Below are 17,604 nucleotides of genomic sequence, written 5' to 3'. Positions count from 1 at the left end.
GTTAACGCATAGCGTTAACAAGGGGCCCTTCCTTACCCCTCAGCTGATGGTGAGGGAGGGTGGGGCGAACTGGCGTACGGGTTGATCCTTGAGCGCGTCCCGCAAGGTGTCGGAGACGGTGCTGACCGGTTTGTTCGACTGCGCGTCGCCGACGGCGTTGAACGGGTTGTCCGGATCGGCCAGGAAGCTCGCCATCGCGTACTCCGGGGTGTAGCCGACGAACCAGGCGGACCGCGTGCTGTCCGTGGTACCGGTCTTGCCGGCCACCGGGCGGCCGACGGTGCCCTTGACGCTGTCGGCGGTGGACCAGCCACCACAGGAGCCACGGGCCGGGGTGTCACCGGTCGGGCAGCGGGCCGCGTCGGTGGCGGCACGGGCCGCGTCGGCGTTCACCTCCTGATGGCAGCGGGGCTTCGCGGCCTCGACCTGCCCACCGCTCTTCGTCGTGATCATGGTCGGGGTGCCGTCCGGGTTGCTGATCGAGGTCACCGGGATCGCCTCGCAGAACCGGCCGTCGGCGGCGATCGCCGCGTACGCGTTCGCCATCTCCAGCGGCGTGACGTCGGAGACGCCCAGTACGAACGCGCCCCACTCCTTCCGCTTCTCCGGGGACGCCTGGCGTTTGTCCACGTCCGTACGCCACTGCAGGCCGAGCCGTTCCGCCAGGGCGACCGCCTTGTCCGCGCCGACCGCCTGTTCGAGCTGCACGAAGTAGGTGTTGACGGACTTGCCGAAGCCGGACCACATGGTCTGTCGGCCGGTCATCGCGGCGCTGGCGTTGGACGGGCACCAGAGTCCGCCGCAGCTACTGGTGGTGCCGCCACCGGGATAGATCGAGGTGATCCGGAACGGCGAGTCGTACGCGGTCGAGAGCGGCATGCCGGCGTCGAGCGCGGCGAGCATGACGAACATCTTGAACGTCGACCCCGCCTGGTAGCCGGGGAGGTCACCGCCGCCGAGGAGCGGGTTGACCGTGTTCGGGTAGTTTCCCTTCATCCGGGCGCGTTTGCTCGGGTCGGAGTGGGGGCCGTTCTCGGTGGAGTCGAGCGAGTAGATCCGGTTGACCGCCATCGCCTTCACCCGACCGGTGCCGGGTTCGACGGCGACCAGGCCGTGTGCGAACGGACTGCTGGCGCTCTCCTTGGCCAGTACGTGCTTCTCCGCGATGTCCTGGACCTTCGGGTCGATACTGGTCACGATTTTGTAGCCGCCGCGGCGCAGCTTGTCCAGCCGTTCCAGCGAGTTGGTGCCGAAGCCGGGTTGGACCGACCACCACGACTTCAGGTAGTCGCAGAAGAAGCCCCAGCTGTTGTAATCCTCCGACACCGAGGCGCAGTCGTTGGGCGGGGTGGAGAGCTTGAGCTTGATCGGTTCGGCCTGCATCGCCGCTGCCGCGTCCGGCGAGATGTAGCCCATGCTCCGCATCCGGTCGATCACGTAGTTGCGCCGGTCGGTGGCGGCCTTCTGGTCGTTGACCGCCGGGTCGTACTCGGAGGGGGCCTTGACCAGGCCGGCGAGGGTGGCGGCCTCGACCGGACTGAGGTCTTTCGGGGTCTTGGAGAAGAAGATCTCCGAGGCGGCGTAGATGCCGTACGCGCGGTGACCGAAATAAGCGGAGTTGAGGTAGCGCTCCAGGATCTCGGTCTTGCTCATCTCCTTCTCGAGGTCGAGCGCTATCCGCATCTCCCGCAGCTTGCGGATGCTGGTCTGCTCGGTCGCCTCCTGCACTTCCAGCGGGGTCTGCGCGCTGTCGCGCAGCGCCATCCGGACGTACTGCATGGTCAGGGTCGAGGCGCCCTGGGAGACCCCGCCGGCCTGCTGGTTCGCGACGAAGGCGCGGGCCACGCCCTTGGCGTCGACCCCGTTGTGCTTGTAGAAGCGGGAGTCCTCCGAGGCGACGATCGCCTGTTGGATGTAGGGGGACATCTCCCCGATCGGGGTGTACTTGCGGTGCTCCTCGTAGAACGTGGTGAGCAGCGTCTTGCCGTCCGCGCCGTAGACGTAGGTGGTCTGTGCGGGCGAGGTGTGGCGCAGGTCGCGGGGCCGGTCGCGGACCAGGTCGGCGGTTGCCTTGGCGCCGATTCCGCCGATGGCGGCGAGCGGGTACGCCGCGGCCGCCAGGATGACGCCGGCGATGAGGCCGGCTCGTAGCAGGGGTAGGAAGCGGTTGCCTTCGGAAGGCGAGAGGGTGGGCTTCGTCACCCTCTTAAGCTATGACATGCCCCATTTTAACCTGATAAAAATTCGCGAACGTCGCCGTCGGACTCCGGCCACCCGGCCCCCATCCTTTGGTCAGCGCTCCCGCCGACGGGCAGGATCGCCAGCATGCAACCGCAGGTAACCGCGCCCCGGGCACCGGCGACCGACGAGGTGGCCCCCGGTCGGCCCGACGAGCTCGACATCGACCTGGGGCACCACGGCGACGTCGAGGTCGTACCCGGCCTGGTCGACCTCGCGGTCAACGTCCGCCGGGCGCCGATGCCGGACTGGCTGGCCGACCCGATCACCGCCTCCCTGGGCGAGCTGGCCAGCTACCCGGACCCCGGCCCGGCCCGGGCGGCGATCGCCGCCCGGCACCGCCGGCCCAGCGCCGAGGTGCTGCTGACCGCCGGGGCCGCCGAGGGCTTCGTGCTGCTCGCCCAGGCACTGCGCGGTGCCCGCCGGCCGGTGGTGGTGCACCCGCAGTTCACCGAGCCGGAAGCGGCGCTACGGGCCGCCGGTCACCGGGTCGAACGGGTGCTGCTCCGCGCCGAGACCGGTTTCCGCCTGGACCCCGCGCTGGTGCCGGATGACGCCGACCTGGTCTTCGTCGGCAACCCCACCAACCCCACGTCGGTCCTGCACCCTGCCGCCGTCCTCGCCGAACTGGCCCGTCCGGGCCGGGTACTGGTCGTCGACGAGGCGTTCGCCGACACCACCACCCGCCCCGTCGACACCACCACCCGCCCCGCCGACACCACCACCCGCCCCGCCGCCGACCCCGCCGACCCCGCCGACCCCGCCCACACGGTCGCCGGTGGGGTGGCGCCGGCGTCGACCGGGGAGGAGCCGGAGTCGTTGGCCACCCGCCGGGACCTGCCCGGCGTCGTCGTGGTGCGTAGCCTCACCAAGACCTGGGGACTGGCCGGACTGCGGATCGGCTATCTGCTCGGACCAGCCGAGCTGCTGGAGCGGCTCGCCGCCGTACAGCCGCTCTGGGCGGTCTCGACGCCGGCGCTCGCCGCCGCCACGGCCTGCGCCACGCCGGTCGCGGTCGCCGCCGAGCGGGAGATCGCGGTACGCCTCGCCGCCGACCGCGAGCATCTGGCCCGCCGCCTGGCGGCCCTGCCCGGCGTACGGGTCGCGGGCACCCCGGCGAGCGCGTTCGTCCTGGTCGAACTGGCCGGTGCGGCCGAGGTACGGCTCGCGCTGCGGGACCGGGGCTACGCCGTACGCCGGGGCGACACCTTCCCGGGGCTGGGTGCCGACTGGCTGCGCGTGGCCGTACGGGACACTGCCACCACTGACGCGTTCGTCGCCGTGCTGGCGGAGATCCTGGAGGCATGATGTTGGAGGCGTTGATCGCCACGATCCGCCCGCTCGACACCGAGGCGATGGAGGCGGCCCGCGCGCTGCACAGCCGGCTGACCAAGCCCGCTGGTTCGCTCGGCGAGCTGGAGGAGCTGTCGGTACGCCTCTGCGGGCTCGCCGGTAGCTGCCCGCCGCCGCTGCCGGGCCCCGCCGCCGTAGCGATCTTCGCCGGTGACCACGGGGTGCACGACCAGGGGGTGACCCCCTGGTCACGTGAGGTGACCGCGCAGATGGTCGGCAACTTCCTCGCCGGTGGCGCGGTGGTGAACGCGTTCGCCCGGCAGACCGGTGCCTCCGTGACCGTGGTCGACGTCGGTGTCGCCACCCCACTGCCCGACCTCGGCACCGCCCCGACAGCTACCGCCACCGGCTCGGCCGTGGCCACCACCTACGACGAGCGGACCGGGCTGGACGACCTGGTCGCCCCCGATGCGCTGGTCGACCTCGACGGCCCTGCCGGCCCGGCGCCGACCGGTGGCCCGACCACCCCGGTCACCGTCTTCGACGAGCGCACCGCGCTGGAGAGCCTCACCTCGCCGGACGCGCTGGTCGACCTCGACGGCCCCGCCACCGCGTCGCCGGTCGCCGGGGTGGCACCGACCCCGGTCCCGTCCGCCGCCGTACCGGGCCCGAGGGTCGCGGGCGGGAACGGCACCGCCGACGGCCACCCGGTTGACGTACCCGCCCTGGTGCGGGCGCGGGTCCGGCCCGGCACCCGGGACATGACCGTCGAGCCGGCCCTCACCCGGGACGAGGCGCGGGCCGCGATCGAGGTCGGCATCCGTACCGCCGACCAACTGATCGACGCGGGCGCCGGCATCCTGCTCACCGGGGACATGGGCATCGCCAACACCACCGCCGCCGCCGCGCTGATCGCCGTACACACCGGTACGGCGTCGGCCGAGGTGACCGGCCGTGGCACCGGGGTCGACGACTTCACGTACGCCCGCAAGGTCGCCGTGGTCTCGGCCGCGCTCGCCCGGCACCGTCCCGACCCGGCCGACCCGCTCGGCGTACTCGCCGCCCTCGGCGGGCTGGAGCACGCGGCGCTGACCGGCTTCATCCTCGGGGCCGCGGCCCGGCGTACCCCGGTTCTGCTGGACGGCGTGAGTGCGGTCGCCGCGGCGCTGGTCGCGGCGGCCTTCGCACCGGACGCGACCGGCGCCATGATCGCCGGACACCGCTCCGCCGAGCCGGGCGCCACTGTCGGTCTGCGCCAACTGGGCCTGGAGCCCCTGATCGACCTGGGGCTGCGGCTCGGCGAGGGAACGGGCGCACTGCTCGCCTTCCCGGTGGTCGCCGGCGCCGCCCGGGTGCTGCACGAGGTGGCCACGTTCGACGCGGCGGGGGTATCGGAGAAGTGACCCGACAGATCGGTGCCAACCCTTATCCGCTCGGGCTGCGCCTGGCAGGGCACCGGGTGCTCGTGGTCGGTGGGGGAGCGGTGGCCACCCGCCGGGTGCCGGCGCTGCTCGACGCGGGCGCGTTGGTGGAGGTGGTCGCCCCCGAGCTGACCCCGGCGCTGCGGGCACAGGTGGACGCGGGACGGGTGCGCTGGACGGCCCGCCCGTTCGAGCCCGCCGACGTCGACGGCGCCTGGCTGGTGCAGGTGGCCGTCAACGACCCGGTCGCCGCCGAAGCGGTCAGCGTCGCCGCGCTGGAGCGCCGCGTCTTCTGCGTACGCGCCGACGACCGGAACGCGGCCACCGCGTGGACTCCGGCGGTGGTCCGGCACGGGGCGGTGACCGTGGCCGTACTCGGCGGCGGTGACCCGCACCGGGCGGTGACGGTCCGCGACGCCGTCCGTGACCGCCTCGCCGACGGCACCCTGGTGAGCACAGGCTCACTGTTGTCGGATTCGGTGGTGGAAGGGCCCGTCGTCAACCGCGCGGAGCGCGACGGACCCAGCGGTGGACGGGTCGCGTTGGTCGGGTCGGGGCCGGGCGATCCGGAGCTGATCACGGTCAAGGGGCGGCGGCTGCTCGCCGAGGCGGACGTGGTGGTCGCCGACCGTCTCGTCCCCGGCCTGCTCCTGGACGAACTCCGTCCGGACGTGGAACTGGTCGACGCGTCGAAGATCCCCTACGGCCCGGCCCGTGCCCAGGAGGAGATCAACCGGATCCTGGTCGAGCGGGCCCAGGCCGGCGCGTTCGTGGTCCGGCTCAAGGGCGGCGACCCGTACGTCTTCGGTCGCGGCGGCGAGGAGGCGCTCGCCTGCGCGGCGGCCGGCGTACCGGTGACCGTCGTTCCCGGGGTGACCAGCTCGATTGCCGCCCCGGCGCTCGCCGGCATCCCGGTGACCCATCGGGGGGTGGCGCACGAGTTCACCGTGGTCTCCGGACACGTGCCCCCGGACGACCCGGCCTCCCTGGTCGACTGGGCGGCGCTGGCCCGAATGCGCGGCACGGTGGTGGTGCTGATGGGGCTGAAGAACCTGGCCGCGATCGCCGCGACGCTGCTGGCACACGGGCGGGAGCCGGGCACGCCGGCAGCGGTGGTCCAGGAGGGTACGACCGGCGCCCAGCGGACGCTGCGGGCAACCCTGGGTACGGTCGCCGACGCCGCCGCTACGGCCAGGATCCGTCCCCCGGCGGTGGTGGTCATCGGCAACGTGGTCGGGACCCTGCCCCCGGTCGTGACCGCCACCTGACCGCCACCTGACCACCGGCTCCCCCCGCCACCAGCTCAGCCAGATCGGGGTGGGCGCCGCCGTGACCGGCGCGGACATCAAGCCTGACAGTGAGGATGTAAGGGCGGGTCACCCGGTTGGTCTGACCCAAGGCCTGACCGACGATCACTGTCCTTGGGCGGATTCGTCGACCGGTCCGGGTGACCCGCTACCGCACTCACCACCTGGGCGGATGTGACCTGATAGGAGCCTGTGCGAGAGGCACCCATCACTGTCTTGTCCACCGTCGCGGCGGTGCGTGCCGACCCTTGTCCGGTGCGAGCGAACGGGACGACACCCCAGCATGACAGCCAAGAAGCGTCAGATCACCGGTGGAATCGACACCCACGGCAGAACCCACCACGCCGCCGTGGTCGACCAGACCGGCCGGGTACTCAACGACCAGCAGTTCCCCGCCACCGCAGCCGGCTACCACGACCTCCTGGCCTGGCTCCGATCACACGGCCGGGTAACCAAGGTTGGTATCGAGGGCACCGGCGCCTACGGCGCCGGCCTGGCCCGCTACCTGACCAGCCAGAACATCACCCTGGTCGAAGTCGACCGACCCGACCGCAAAACCCGCCGCACGAAGGGCAAGTCCGACCCGATCGACGCGATCGCCGCCGCCCGAGCCGCCCTGTCCGGACAAGCCAACGGCACCCCCAAGACCCGCACCGGCCCCGTCGAAGCGATCCGCACCCTACGAGTCGCCCGCAGCGGCGCAGTCAAGGCCCGCACCGCCGCACTCAACCAACTCCACGGCCTCATCGCCTCCGCCCCCGAAGAACTCCGCGCCAACCTCACCGGCCTGCACGGCCAGGCCCTGATCACCGCCTGCACCACCCTGACCACCGACGACACCCCGACAAGTGATCCGATCCAGGCCACCCGAGCGGCACTCCACTCGATCGCCACCCGGGTCCAGACCCTGACCACCGAGATCACCCAACTCGAACACCGACTCCACCCCATCGTGGCCACCACCGCCCCACGCCTGAACGCGCTCCTCGGCGTCGGCCCCGACGTCGCCGGGCAACTCCTAGCCACCGCCGGAGACAACCCCGACCGGCTCCACAGCGAAGCCGCCCTAGCCCACCTCTGCGGCGCCGCACCCATCCCCGCCAGCTCCGGACGCACCAACCGGCACCGACTCAACCGAGGCGGGGACCGCGCCGCAAACAAAGCGCTCTACACCATCGCGCTCTGCCGCCTACGCCACGATCCCCGCACCCGCGCCTACACCGAACGACGCACCACCCAAGGCCTCAGCAAAAAAGAGATCATCCGCTGCCTCAAGCGCTACATCATCCGAGAAGTCCACACCGCCCTACTCGCAGACCTCGCCGCACTCACCACTTGACACTCCATAGGAGCATCGGTCCGCGACGGGCGCGGCGGCGCCCACCCCAACAGCGACTACCTCACTCCTTGACCATCTCGTCCAGCAGCAGCGCACACCGGATCAACCCCAGGTGGCTGTACGCCTGTGGGTGGTTGCCGAGCCCCCGCTCGGCCAACGGGTCGTACTGCTCCGGCAGCAGGCCGGTCGGGCCGGCGGTGTCGACCATCTGCACGAACAGTTCCTCGGCGTCGGCCCGGCGTCCGGTCCGCAGGTACGCCTCGATCAGCCACGCCGTGCAGATGTGGAAGCCGCCCTCGCGTCCGGGCAGCCCGTCGTCCCAGTGGTAGCGGTAGACCACCGGGCCGCTGCGCAGGTCCGCTTCGATCTTCAGCACGGTGGAGAGGAACCGCGGGTCGTCGTCGGGAAGCAGGCCGGAGAGCCCGATCCAGAGCGAGGAGGCGTCCATCTCCTCGTCGCCGTACGCCACGCTGTAGGCGCCGACGCCCTCGTGCCAGCCGTACTCGAGCACGTTGTGCCCGATCCGGTCGCGCAGCTCGACCCAGTCCGGCCGGTCCCCGTCACCGTGCTGGCGCACGATGTGCAGCGCCCGGTCCACGGTCATCCAACACATGACCTTGGAGTAGACGTGGTGCCGGGGAGGGAGGCGGGCCTCCCAGAGGCCGTGGTCGGGTTCGTGCCAGCGCCGGCTGACCGCCTCGACCATCGACTCCAGCACCCGCCACTCGGTCTCCAGCACCGAGCCACGCAGGTCGGCGACGGCGGCCAGCAGGTCGGCGATCGGGCCGAAGACGTCGAGCTGGAGTTGGTGGTTGGCCAGGTTGCCGACCCGGACCGGCCGGGAGCCGGCGTAACCGGGCAGGGTGTCGATCACCGCTTCGGCGCCGAGTTCGTAGCCGTCGACGGTGTAGAGCGGGTGCAGCCGTTCCGGGTGTCCGCCGGTACGTTCGACACAGCCGTCAACCCAGCGCAGGAAGGCTTCGGCCTCGGTGAGTGAACCGAGGTCGACCAGGGCGCGGGCGGTCATCGCCGCGTCCCGCAGCCAGCAGTAGCGGTAGTCCCAGTTACGTACCCCGCCGAGTTCCTCGGGGAGCGAGGTGGTCGCGGCGGCGAGGATCGAACCGGTGGCCTCGTGGCAGAGCCCACGCAGGGTGAGTGCACTGCGGGCGACGAGTTCCCGGTCGTGCGTGGGGAGCTTCAGACCGGCCACCCAGTCCCGCCAGGGCTGCTCGGCGGCGGCCTGCCGTTCCGCCACCGGCACCCGGTGGTGGGCCAGGCTGTGCGAACCGAAGCGGAGTTCGAGGGTGAGCGATCCGCCAGCGGCGGCGAGGTCGACCACGGCGCGGGCGGTCTCGTAGCCGCCGTCGGCGACCACCTGCCACTCGACGCCGGGGGCGTAGAGCGCGATCGGTTCGTTCGAGCCGAGCACCAGCAGCCCGTCGGCGAGCGGCTGGAGCTGTACCGCCACCTGCCCGAACTCGGGCCGGGGGGCGAACTCCAACCGGACCCGGCCGGAGCCGGTGAGCACCCGGACCAGGGTCGAGTCGCCGGAGATGACGGCCGATCCGGCCGGTACGTTGTCCGACGACGGCCGGTCCAGCCAGTCCGTGACGGTCAGCCCGGACCAGCGGGTCTCCACCGTCATCGTGCCGGGCCGGTAACGCTGTCCGAGCGGTAGCCCGCCCCGCTCCGGTCCGACACTGAAGTGCCCGGCGGGCGGGCCGCCGACCAGGTCAGCGAAGATCGCCGAGGCGTCCGGCTTCGGGTGGCAGAGCCAGGTGACCTTGGCTTCCGGCGTGAGTAGCGCGACGGTGCGGCCGTTGGCGAGCATCGAGTGGCGCTCGATCGGCACCGCTCGCTCGCCGAAGAGCCAGGTGCGGCGGACCTGGAGCAGCAGGCCGAGCACCCGCGCGGCCTCGACCGGGTCGGCGACCCGGTGGGTCGCCTGGGTCTCCCCGGAGCCGATCTTGATGCCGAGGTCCGGGCCGTGCAGGTTGGCGAAGGCGTTCTCGTCGGTCACGTCGTCGCCCATGAAGAGCACCGCGCTGGCCGAGATCTGGGTGCGCAGCTGGTCCACGGCTGTCCCCTTGTGGGTGGGGATCACCGACAGCTCGATGACCTCCTTGCCCTGGGTGACGGTCACGCCGCTCCAGCTCGCCGGTCCCTTCCGTACCGCCTCGACCACCCGGGACGCGACCTCGGGCGCCGCGCCGCGGGTGTGTACCGCGATGCTGGCGGGCTTGCTCTCCAGACGTACCCCGGGCTGTTCGGCGACGATCCGGCGCAGCTCACTGCGGAGCCGGGTGCGTACCTCGACCAGTTCGGGGGAGAGACGCTCCACGAAACCGATGTCGAATTCCGACCCGTGGCTGCCGACGAGGTGCACCTCGCTGGGGAGCCGGGAGAGGGTGGCCAGGTCGCGCAGTGCCCGGCCGGAGACCACGGCGACCGTGGTCTGGGGCAGGGCGGCGAGCGCGCGTACGGCCGCCACCGACTCCGGTAGCGGCACGGCCTTGCTCGGGTCCTCCACGATCGGCGCGAGAGTGCCGTCGTAGTCGCAGGCGACCAGCAGGTTGGGGGAGCGTGCGATTCGACCGATCGCGTCCCGCAGCGCGGGATCGATCGTGTCCAGGGCCATCGACCCGGTGTCCAGTACGGACGTGCTCACACTGCCTCCGTTTCGGGCACGCCCAGCTCGTTCAGGAAAGACCGGGCCCAGTGTTCGACGTCGTGGGTACGCAGGTGGCGCTGCATGATGCGCATGCGCCGCCGTGCTTCCACCTTGTCGACGTGGACCGCGCGCAACAGCGCGTCCTTCACCCCGTCGGGGTCGTGCGGGTTACAGAGGAAGGCCTGGCGCAACTCGGTGGCGGCGCCGGCAAACTCACTGAGCACGAGCGCGCCGCCAGAGTCGGCGCGCGATGCAACGTACTCCTTGGCCACCAGGTTCATTCCGTCTCGCAGTGGGGTCACCATCATCACATCAGCCGCGCAGTAGAGCGCGGCAAGTTCACTGCGACTGTACGACTGGTGCAGATAGTGAACAGCAGGCACGCCGACACGCCCAAATTCGCCATTAATCCGGCCAACTTCGCGCTCGACCTTTACCCGTAGTGCCTGGTAGTGCTCCACCCGTTCCCGGCTGGGAGTGGCGACCTGCACCATAACGGCGTCCGGAACTGTCAACTTTCCGTCAGCCAGCAGCTCCCGGAACGCCTTGAGACGAAGTTCGATCCCCTTGGTGTAGTCGAGCCGGTCGACGCCGAGCACGACGGTCTTCGGATCACCCAGTTCGGCCCGGATCTGCTTGGCCCGCGCCTGCACCGCCGGGTCGGCCGCCATCCGCTCCATCTCGGCCACGTCGATCGAGATGGGGAAGGCACCGGCCTTCACCTGGCGCCCGTCGACCTGGATCATCTGCCCCTCGTAGCGGAGGCCGAGCAGGTGCCGGGCCAGCCGGACGAAGTTCTGGGCCGCGAGCCGTTGCTGGAAGCCGACCAGGTCGGCGCCGAGCAGGCCGCGCAGCACCTCGGCCCGCAGCGGCATCTGCATGAAGAGTTCGATCGGCGGGAAAGGGATGTGGAGGAAGAAACCGATCCGCAGGTCGGGTCGGAGTTCCCGCAGCATCGCCGGCACCAGTTGGAGCTGGTAGTCCTGCACCCACACGGTGGCCCCCTCGGCGGCCACCTCCGCGGCGGCCTCCGCGAACCGGGCGTTGACCAGCCGGTACGCCTCCCGCCAGCGGCGCTTGTAGGCCGGGGTCTCCACCGCGTCGTGGTAGAGCGGCCAGATGGTGGCGTTCGACTGGCCCTCGTAGTACCGCTCCAGTTCCTCGGCGCTCAGCGGAACGGGATGCAACCCGATGCCATCGAGGTTGAACGGTTCAGGGGCGGCGCCCACCCCGCCCGCCCATCCCACCCAGGTGCCCTGGTGCTGGACCAGGACCGGGTGCAGGGCGGTGACCAGGCCACCTGGGCTCCGGCGCCACTGGCGGCCCTCGGGGGTGGTCACCTCGTCAACCGGCAGACGATTCGCCACGACCACGAACGAGCTACGTTCCGTCACGATCTGTGCACCTCCGGTGATTCCGCAGTCCACCGCTGAGCGTACTGAGCGTAGCTGCGGTGCCTCCCTTGCGGTGCCACTCTTACTGCCCTGCGGGACGGCGAGGGCAAACCAGCAAGTGATCTTGACGATATCGAGCCGTTTCGGCCCTCGTTCCGGGTCCCGGCGGGGTGATGTGGGCGTACGGCGCCTCACCTGTCAGGATTGACGACGGCCCGCGCGGAGTTCACCCTGCGCTCGCGTCCCGCTCGCGGGCTCCCGGGCTCGGGTTAAGACTCCCTGTTCCGCAGACTCTGGAGGTAGGCCGCACCGTGGCCCAGTACATCTACGTTCTGGAAAAGGCGCGCAAGGCGCACGGCGACAAGGTCGTGCTCGACAATGTGACGCTGAGCTTCCTGCCCGGGGCCAAGATCGGTGTGGTCGGCCCGAACGGCGCCGGTAAGTCCAGCCTGTTCAAGATCATGGCCGGGCTGGACCGGCCGAGCAACGGTGAGGCCCGGCTGATGCCCGGCTACTCGGTGGGCATGCTGGCCCAGGAGCCGCCGTTGAACGACGCCAAGACCGTCCTCGGCAACATCGAGGAGGCGGTCGCGGAGACCAAGGCCAAGCTGGAGCGGTTCAACAAGATCGCCGAGCAGATGGCCACCGACTACTCCGACGAGCTGATGGAGGAGATGGGTCGGCTCCAGGAGGAGTTGGACAACGAGGACGCCTGGGACATCGACTCCAAGCTCGAACTCGCGATGGACGCGCTCCGTTGCCCGCCGCCGGACGCCGACGTCACCCAGCTCTCCGGTGGTGAACGCCGCCGGGTCGCGCTCTGCAAGCTGCTGCTGGAAGCCCCGGACCTGCTCCTGCTCGACGAGCCCACCAACCACCTGGACGCGGAGAGCGTGCAGTGGCTGGAGCAGCACCTGGCCAAGTACGCCGGCACCGTCATGGCGATCACCCACGACCGGTACTTCCTGGACAAGGTGGCCGGCTGGATCCTGGAGCTGGACCGGGGCCGGGCCATCGGGTACGAGGGCAACTACTCCACCTACCTGGAGAAGAAGGCCGCCCGGCTGGCGGTCGAGGGTCGCCGCGACGCCAAGATGAAGAAGCGGCTCACCGAGGAACTCGAGTGGGTCCGCTCCAACGCCAAGGCGCGACAGACCAAGTCCAAGGCGCGGTTGGACCGCTACGAGGAGATGGCCACCGAGGCGGAGAAGACCCGCAAGCTCGACTTCGAGGAGATTCAGATCCCGCCGGGCCCGCGCCTGGGCAACACGGTGATCGAGGCGAACAGCCTCAGCAAGGGCTTCGGCGACCGGCTGCTGATCGACGATCTCAGCTTCACCCTCCCGCGCAACGGCATCGTCGGCATCATCGGCCCCAACGGTGTCGGTAAGACCACGCTGTTCAAGACCATCGTCGGGCTGGAGCAGCCGACCGACGGCGCGGTCCGGGTCGGCGAGACGGTGCACCTGTCGTACGTCGACCAGAACCGTGAGGGCCTCAACGGCGACAAGACGGTCTGGGAAGTGGTCTCCGACGGGCTCGACTACCTGATGGTCGGCAAGGTCGAGATGCCGTCCCGGGCGTACGTGGCGGCGTTCGGGTTCAAGGGCCCGGACCAGCAGAAGCCGACCAAGGTGCTCTCCGGTGGCGAGCGGAACCGGCTCAACCTCGCGCTCACGCTCAAGATCGGCGGGAACGTGATCCTGCTCGACGAGCCGACCAACGACCTCGACGTCGAGACCCTCTCCTCGCTGGAGAACGCGCTGCTGGAGTTCCCCGGCTGCGCCGTGGTCATCTCGCACGACCGGATGTTCCTGGACCGGGTGGCGACGCACATCCTGGCCTGGGAGGGCGACGAGGAGAACATGGCCAAGTGGTTCTGGTTCGAGGGCAACTTCGAGGCGTACGAGAAGAACAAGATCGACCGCCTCGGCGCCGATGCGGCCCGACCGCACCGGGTGACCTACCGCAAGCTCACCCGTGACTAGTTCGGTCGCCGCCGAGCACCCGCCGGCCGCCCGGTACGTCTACCACTGCGCCCTGCGCTGGTCCGACCTGGACGCGTACGGGCACGTCAACAACGCCCGCTTCCTCACCCTGTACGAGGAGGCCCGGGTGGCGTTGATGTTCGTCGGCGGCCGGGCCTGGGGGGTCGGCTCGTTCGCCGAGGGGGTGGTCATCGCCCGGCACGAGGTGGACTACCTGCGTCCGGTGGACTACGCCCTCGGCCGGGCCACCGCCGAGCAGGCGCCGACGGTCCGGGTGGAGCTCTGGGTGGAGGAGATCCGGGCCTCCCGGTTCACCATCGGCTACGAGCTCTTCGACGGCGACGTGCTGGCCAGCCGGGCCCGTTCGGTGCTGGTGCCGTACGACCTGGAACAGGGGCAGCCCCGTCGCCTCTCCGTGGACGAGCAGGCCTTCCTGCGGCCGTACCTGCTGCCGTGACCGGGCCGGCGGTGGACGGGCACGCTCCCGGCGAGCCGGTGGCCACGGCGGCACCCGGACACGGGCTGACCGGGATCGCCGACGCGGGCGCCTTCCTGGCCCGGTTGACCCGGCTGGACCCGACCGCGGTGGTACGCCTGCGCCCGGCGGGTCCGGCTGGGCGTACCGCGCTCTGGGCCCGTCTGCCGTGGGCGGTGCTGGTCGGCCGGACCGTCGCCGGGCCCGGTCCGGCCGACGTGACCGTCTCGGCGGCCGCGCTCCTGGCCGAGCTGGCCCGGGGTGGTGCCGCGCTGCCGCCCCGCCGGGACGCCGACTGGCGGTGGCCGTTGCCGCCGTCGGCCGGCGAACTGGTCGACACGATGCCGGGCGCGGACGTACGTCGGATCGCCGTCGCGGCGGCCGGCACCCTGCGCGATGCGGCGGACCACGGCGTGGCCGGTCGGGCGGTGGGGCAGCGGATGCTCCGGGACGCGTTGCTGGACCACGTCGCGGTGGTGGTCACCCGATCCTCGCCGGACGGTCCGCCCGGCCGGTTCGAGGTGTCGCAGCGGCTGGTGCAGGCGGTGGTCCGGATGGGCTTTCTCGGTCCCGCCGCGACCCCGGTCGAAGCGGCCGGATCCACTCCCGTCGAAGCCGTCGGGCCGGGCTCGGCGGGCCTGATCGGCCCGGACGGGGTCCAGGTCCGGGCCGTGGGGCGGTGGACAGGGCTCTCGGCACCCTTTGGAGTTGCTTGGTCACTCAGGGCGAGCCAACTGTCGATTACGCCAGTTTGAGATCCCCTGAACGGCTGATGCTATATAGTTCCTCTGGTCATGGGCATCCGTTGGGGGGATGCCTCCGAACGGCTATCCGGGTACCGTCGTCCCTCGGATCCAACGCACCGTAGGCGACTGGATCCGCTGGGGAGCGAGGTGCGCGAGCAATGCCGTGGTGGTCATGGCGCCCCGGTCACACCGCTTCGAGCGGTGGGCCGGAGACTCGAAGCAGGATCTCCGTGGACGAGGCCGTGCGGGTCGGACCGCCCGCGCCACGTGAACCGGAGCACGACTGTGATCCGTCGGAATCGCCCGCGACAAACGAACGGCACACGGCCGTCGTACCAGCCACCGCCGCGCCGGCAACGGTCGCACCGGTGACCCTGCGCCGGCTCGGTGAGGCCCTCGACCTACTCGACGTCCGCTACCTCGCCGACGGCGACGGCAGCCTGCTGGCGATGTGGGAGCGGCACGCCGTGCTCTTCTCGCTGGAAGGGCCGGAGGACGAGATCCTGGTCATGCGCGCCCGGCCGTACTCGACCGTGCCGCCGGACTGGGCCGACCGGGCCTACCGGGTGGTCAACGAGTGGAACCACGCGCAGCGCTTCGCCAAGGCGTACGTCGGCGACCCGACCGAACGCGGCCAACTGCCGATCTACGCCGAGATGCAGGTGCCGATGCGGTCCGGTGCGCACGACGCACTGGTGGTCGAGGTGCTCGACTGCGGCGCCGCGATGGCGACCACCTTCGTCGACTGGCTGCACGACGAGGGTGCCCTGCTCTGACGCATCGCTCGCGGATCCTCAGACGCCCACGGGTGGACGACGACCGTCAGCTCAGCCGAGTCGGGGCGGGGGCGTCACATCGCCCTCATCCGTGTTCACCATGAAGTACGCGGCCCGCTCCAGGTAGTCCCAGAGCGTCTCCTCGTACTCCTTCGGCAGGTCCAGGCTCTCCACGGCCCGGCGCATCTGCCGCAGCCAGGCGTCCCGCTCGGCCGGCCCGACCCGGAACGGAGCGTGCCGCATCCGCAGTCGCGGGTGGCCGCGCTGCTCCGAGTAGGTGTTCGGACCGCCCCAGTACTGCATCAGGAAGAGCGTCATCCGGTCCGCCGCCGGGCGGAGATCCTGCTCGGGGTAGAGCGGGCGGAGCAACGGATCGCTGGCGACGCCGACGTAGAACTCGTCGACCAGCTTGCGGAAGGTCGGTTCACCGCCGATCGCCTCGAACAGGGTGGTCGGCGTCCGCGTCGGATCGCCCTCAGCTGGAGACGTCACACTTCCATCCTGCCAGGTCTGGATCGATCGGTTGGGACGCGGTCGGGGCGGCCTTGATCACAAAGTGCTGACGCCACCCTGCGGGCTCGGTGAGCCCGGCGCCCGGTCGTCGATCGACTCCTCCGCCGAGCGCTGCGCCGGGCGTACCTCGGCACCCATCCGGGTCTGCCGGGAGGCGTTCGCGATCGCCGCGTTGAAGTCCGCCGTACTCGGCCACTGGGTCGAGACGACCAGCATCAACAGCACTCCGCCGATGCTCCAGAGGCCCACCACGGTGGGGATGTTGAACCGGCTGGCGAGGACCCCCGTGATCAGCACGGCGGCGCCCTGGAGCACCTGCATCCCGCTGCTCATCACCCCGAACGCGCGGGCCCGGAAGCCCGGCGGCAGGGCCTGCACGAAGAGGCCGTTCGCGACCGGCAGCAGGCCGGCCACCGCGAAGCCGCTGATCACCGCCATCAGGGCGACCACCGGTGGGGTCGGGTTGAGCAGGGCCGGCACCAGGGCGAGCGGGGCCAGTACCGCGAACGGCCGGATCATGGCCCGTCGTACGTCCGGACGCAGCCCACGCCCGATGGTGAGACCGCCGAGGATGAAGCCGACCGGGCTGGCGATCATGATCATCGCCTGGGTCAGTCCGGCGCCGGGGTGATCAGGGTCGGACACGTCGGCGAACTTCGCCGCCCACCCGGCGGCGAGGCCCTCGGGCACGATGGCGAAGAGCATCGAGGCGAAGACGATGACGGCGATGGATCGCAGCACCGGGGTGCCGAAGACCAGCTTGAAACCCTCGGCCGTCTCGCGGAGCAGGTGGCTGCGGTGTTCCTCGGTCATCGCCGCCGCCCGCGGGCGGATGCCGAACCGGATCAGCGTCGCGGAGAGCGCGAAGGTGCCGGTGTTGATCAGCAGCGCGGTGGTCGGGTTCAGTGTGGCGACCGAGGCGCCGAGCACGTACCCGGCGATCTGGGCGGCCTGCCCGGTGCTGGTGTTGACCGCCAGGCCGACCACCAGGCGGTCGCCGGTGAGCAGCATCGGGAGCAGCGCGGATCGGGCCGCCTGGCTGGGTGGATTGGCCAGAGTGACACCGAAGAGCAACGCCAGGATGACCGGCACCGGTAGGCCGGGGATGGCGATGAGGCCGATCAGCACCATCCGGGCGAGGTCACAGATGACCATCACGTTCCGGTACGGGTGGCGCTCCGCCACCGCGGCGAGCAGCGGGCCGCCGACGAGCCACGGTAGGAAGCTGACCGCGAAGGCGGCGGCCGAGAGCGCGACCGACTTGCTCTCCTGGAACACCAGTACGGTGACGGCGGCTCGCGCCAGGTAGTCACCGAGCCAGGAGAACGCGTTGGCCGTGTAGAGCGCCCGGAACTCCGGCTGCGCGAACACCTCGCGGAAGGTAGCCGGCCCTTCGGGCGTTCGTGTCGCCTCGGACACGGGGGCCTCCATCGTTCTCGACCG

At 70.9% G+C, this 17,604-nt stretch carries 13 protein-coding genes; 8 read left to right on the top strand and 5 right to left on the bottom strand.

The window, feature by feature from the left end; translation table 11 throughout:
- Window positions 1-39: 39 nt before the first annotated feature.
- Window positions 40-2,202 carry a transglycosylase domain-containing protein gene (locus tag BDK92_RS10785; RefSeq protein ID WP_246016952.1) on the bottom strand — a complete coding sequence of 721 codons (2,163 nt, stop codon included), beginning with the start codon at window positions 2,200-2,202 and terminating at the stop codon, window positions 40-42.
- 123 nt (window positions 2,203-2,325) lie between these two features.
- Between BDK92_RS10785 and BDK92_RS10780 the strand changes: the two genes are divergently transcribed.
- From BDK92_RS10780 to BDK92_RS10765, 4 genes are all read left to right on the top strand, one after another.
- Window positions 2,326-3,546 carry an aminotransferase class I/II-fold pyridoxal phosphate-dependent enzyme gene (locus BDK92_RS10780; RefSeq protein WP_121156586.1) on the top strand — a complete coding sequence of 407 codons (1,221 nt, stop codon included), beginning with the start codon at window positions 2,326-2,328 and terminating at the stop codon, window positions 3,544-3,546.
- The gene (locus BDK92_RS10775) at window positions 3,543-4,934 is read left to right on the top strand and encodes a nicotinate-nucleotide--dimethylbenzimidazole phosphoribosyltransferase (protein WP_121156585.1); all 1,392 of its coding nucleotides are present in this window, start codon (window positions 3,543-3,545) and stop codon (window positions 4,932-4,934) included. Before BDK92_RS10780 ends, BDK92_RS10775 begins: the two co-directional genes overlap by 4 nt.
- Window positions 4,935-4,942: 8 nt before the next feature.
- Window positions 4,943-6,220: a uroporphyrinogen-III C-methyltransferase gene (gene cobA, locus BDK92_RS10770; protein ID WP_121161951.1), complete on the top strand. Its 1,278-nt coding sequence runs from the start codon at window positions 4,943-4,945 to the stop codon at window positions 6,218-6,220.
- Window positions 6,221-6,542: 322 nt separating this feature from the next.
- A complete protein-coding gene (locus BDK92_RS10765) occupies window positions 6,543-7,598 on the top strand; it encodes an IS110 family RNA-guided transposase (RefSeq protein ID WP_121155887.1) in 1,056 nt (351 codons plus the stop codon).
- A gap of 61 nt (window positions 7,599-7,659) precedes the next feature.
- Here BDK92_RS10765 and otsB read toward each other — a convergent pair whose 3' ends face one another.
- Both otsB and BDK92_RS10755 read right to left on the bottom strand, forming a co-directional pair.
- On the bottom strand, window positions 7,660-10,236 hold the full coding sequence (gene otsB / locus BDK92_RS10760) for a trehalose-phosphatase (protein ID WP_121161949.1): 2,577 nt from the start codon (window positions 10,234-10,236) through the stop codon (window positions 7,660-7,662).
- A 26-nt stretch (window positions 10,237-10,262) separates the two neighbouring features.
- The gene (locus BDK92_RS10755; RefSeq protein WP_121161947.1) at window positions 10,263-11,663 is read right to left on the bottom strand and encodes an alpha,alpha-trehalose-phosphate synthase (UDP-forming); all 1,401 of its coding nucleotides are present in this window, start codon (window positions 11,661-11,663) and stop codon (window positions 10,263-10,265) included.
- 311 nt (window positions 11,664-11,974) lie between these two features.
- Here BDK92_RS10755 and ettA point away from each other — a divergent pair, with 311 nt between their 5' ends.
- The 4 genes from ettA (at window position 11,975) to BDK92_RS10735 (ending at window position 15,648) form a co-directional block, all read left to right on the top strand.
- Complete coding sequence (ettA, locus tag BDK92_RS10750) at window positions 11,975-13,651, top strand: energy-dependent translational throttle protein EttA (RefSeq protein WP_121156584.1); 1,677 nt, start codon at window positions 11,975-11,977, stop codon at window positions 13,649-13,651.
- Window positions 13,644-14,108: an acyl-CoA thioesterase gene (locus BDK92_RS10745; RefSeq protein ID WP_121156583.1), complete on the top strand. Its 465-nt coding sequence runs from the start codon at window positions 13,644-13,646 to the stop codon at window positions 14,106-14,108. The genes ettA and BDK92_RS10745 overlap by 8 nt, the downstream gene beginning before the upstream one ends.
- Window positions 14,105-14,881, top strand: coding sequence for a DUF8185 domain-containing protein (locus BDK92_RS10740; protein ID WP_211349175.1), 777 nt, complete (start codon window positions 14,105-14,107; stop codon window positions 14,879-14,881). Before BDK92_RS10745 ends, BDK92_RS10740 begins: the two co-directional genes overlap by 4 nt.
- 149 nt (window positions 14,882-15,030) lie before the next feature.
- A complete protein-coding gene (locus tag BDK92_RS10735) occupies window positions 15,031-15,648 on the top strand; it encodes a type III secretion system chaperone family protein (RefSeq protein WP_121156582.1) in 618 nt (205 codons plus the stop codon).
- 51 nt (window positions 15,649-15,699) lie between these two features.
- On the opposite strand, the gene BDK92_RS10730 is transcribed toward BDK92_RS10735, so the two are convergent.
- Both BDK92_RS10730 and BDK92_RS10725 read right to left on the bottom strand, forming a co-directional pair.
- Window positions 15,700-16,140, bottom strand: coding sequence for a globin (locus BDK92_RS10730; RefSeq protein WP_211349173.1), 441 nt, complete (start codon window positions 16,138-16,140; stop codon window positions 15,700-15,702).
- A gap of 57 nt (window positions 16,141-16,197) precedes the next feature.
- Window positions 16,198-17,592, bottom strand: coding sequence for an MFS transporter (locus BDK92_RS10725; protein WP_246016951.1), 1,395 nt, complete (start codon window positions 17,590-17,592; stop codon window positions 16,198-16,200).
- Window positions 17,593-17,604 lie beyond the last annotated feature (12 nt).

It is taken from the genome of Micromonospora pisi, assembly GCF_003633685.1.
GTDB lineage: Bacteria > Actinomycetota > Actinomycetes > Mycobacteriales > Micromonosporaceae > Micromonospora_G > Micromonospora_G pisi.
The sequence above is the reverse complement of the archived record's forward strand: the minus strand, read 5'-3'. Positions and strand labels throughout refer to the sequence as shown.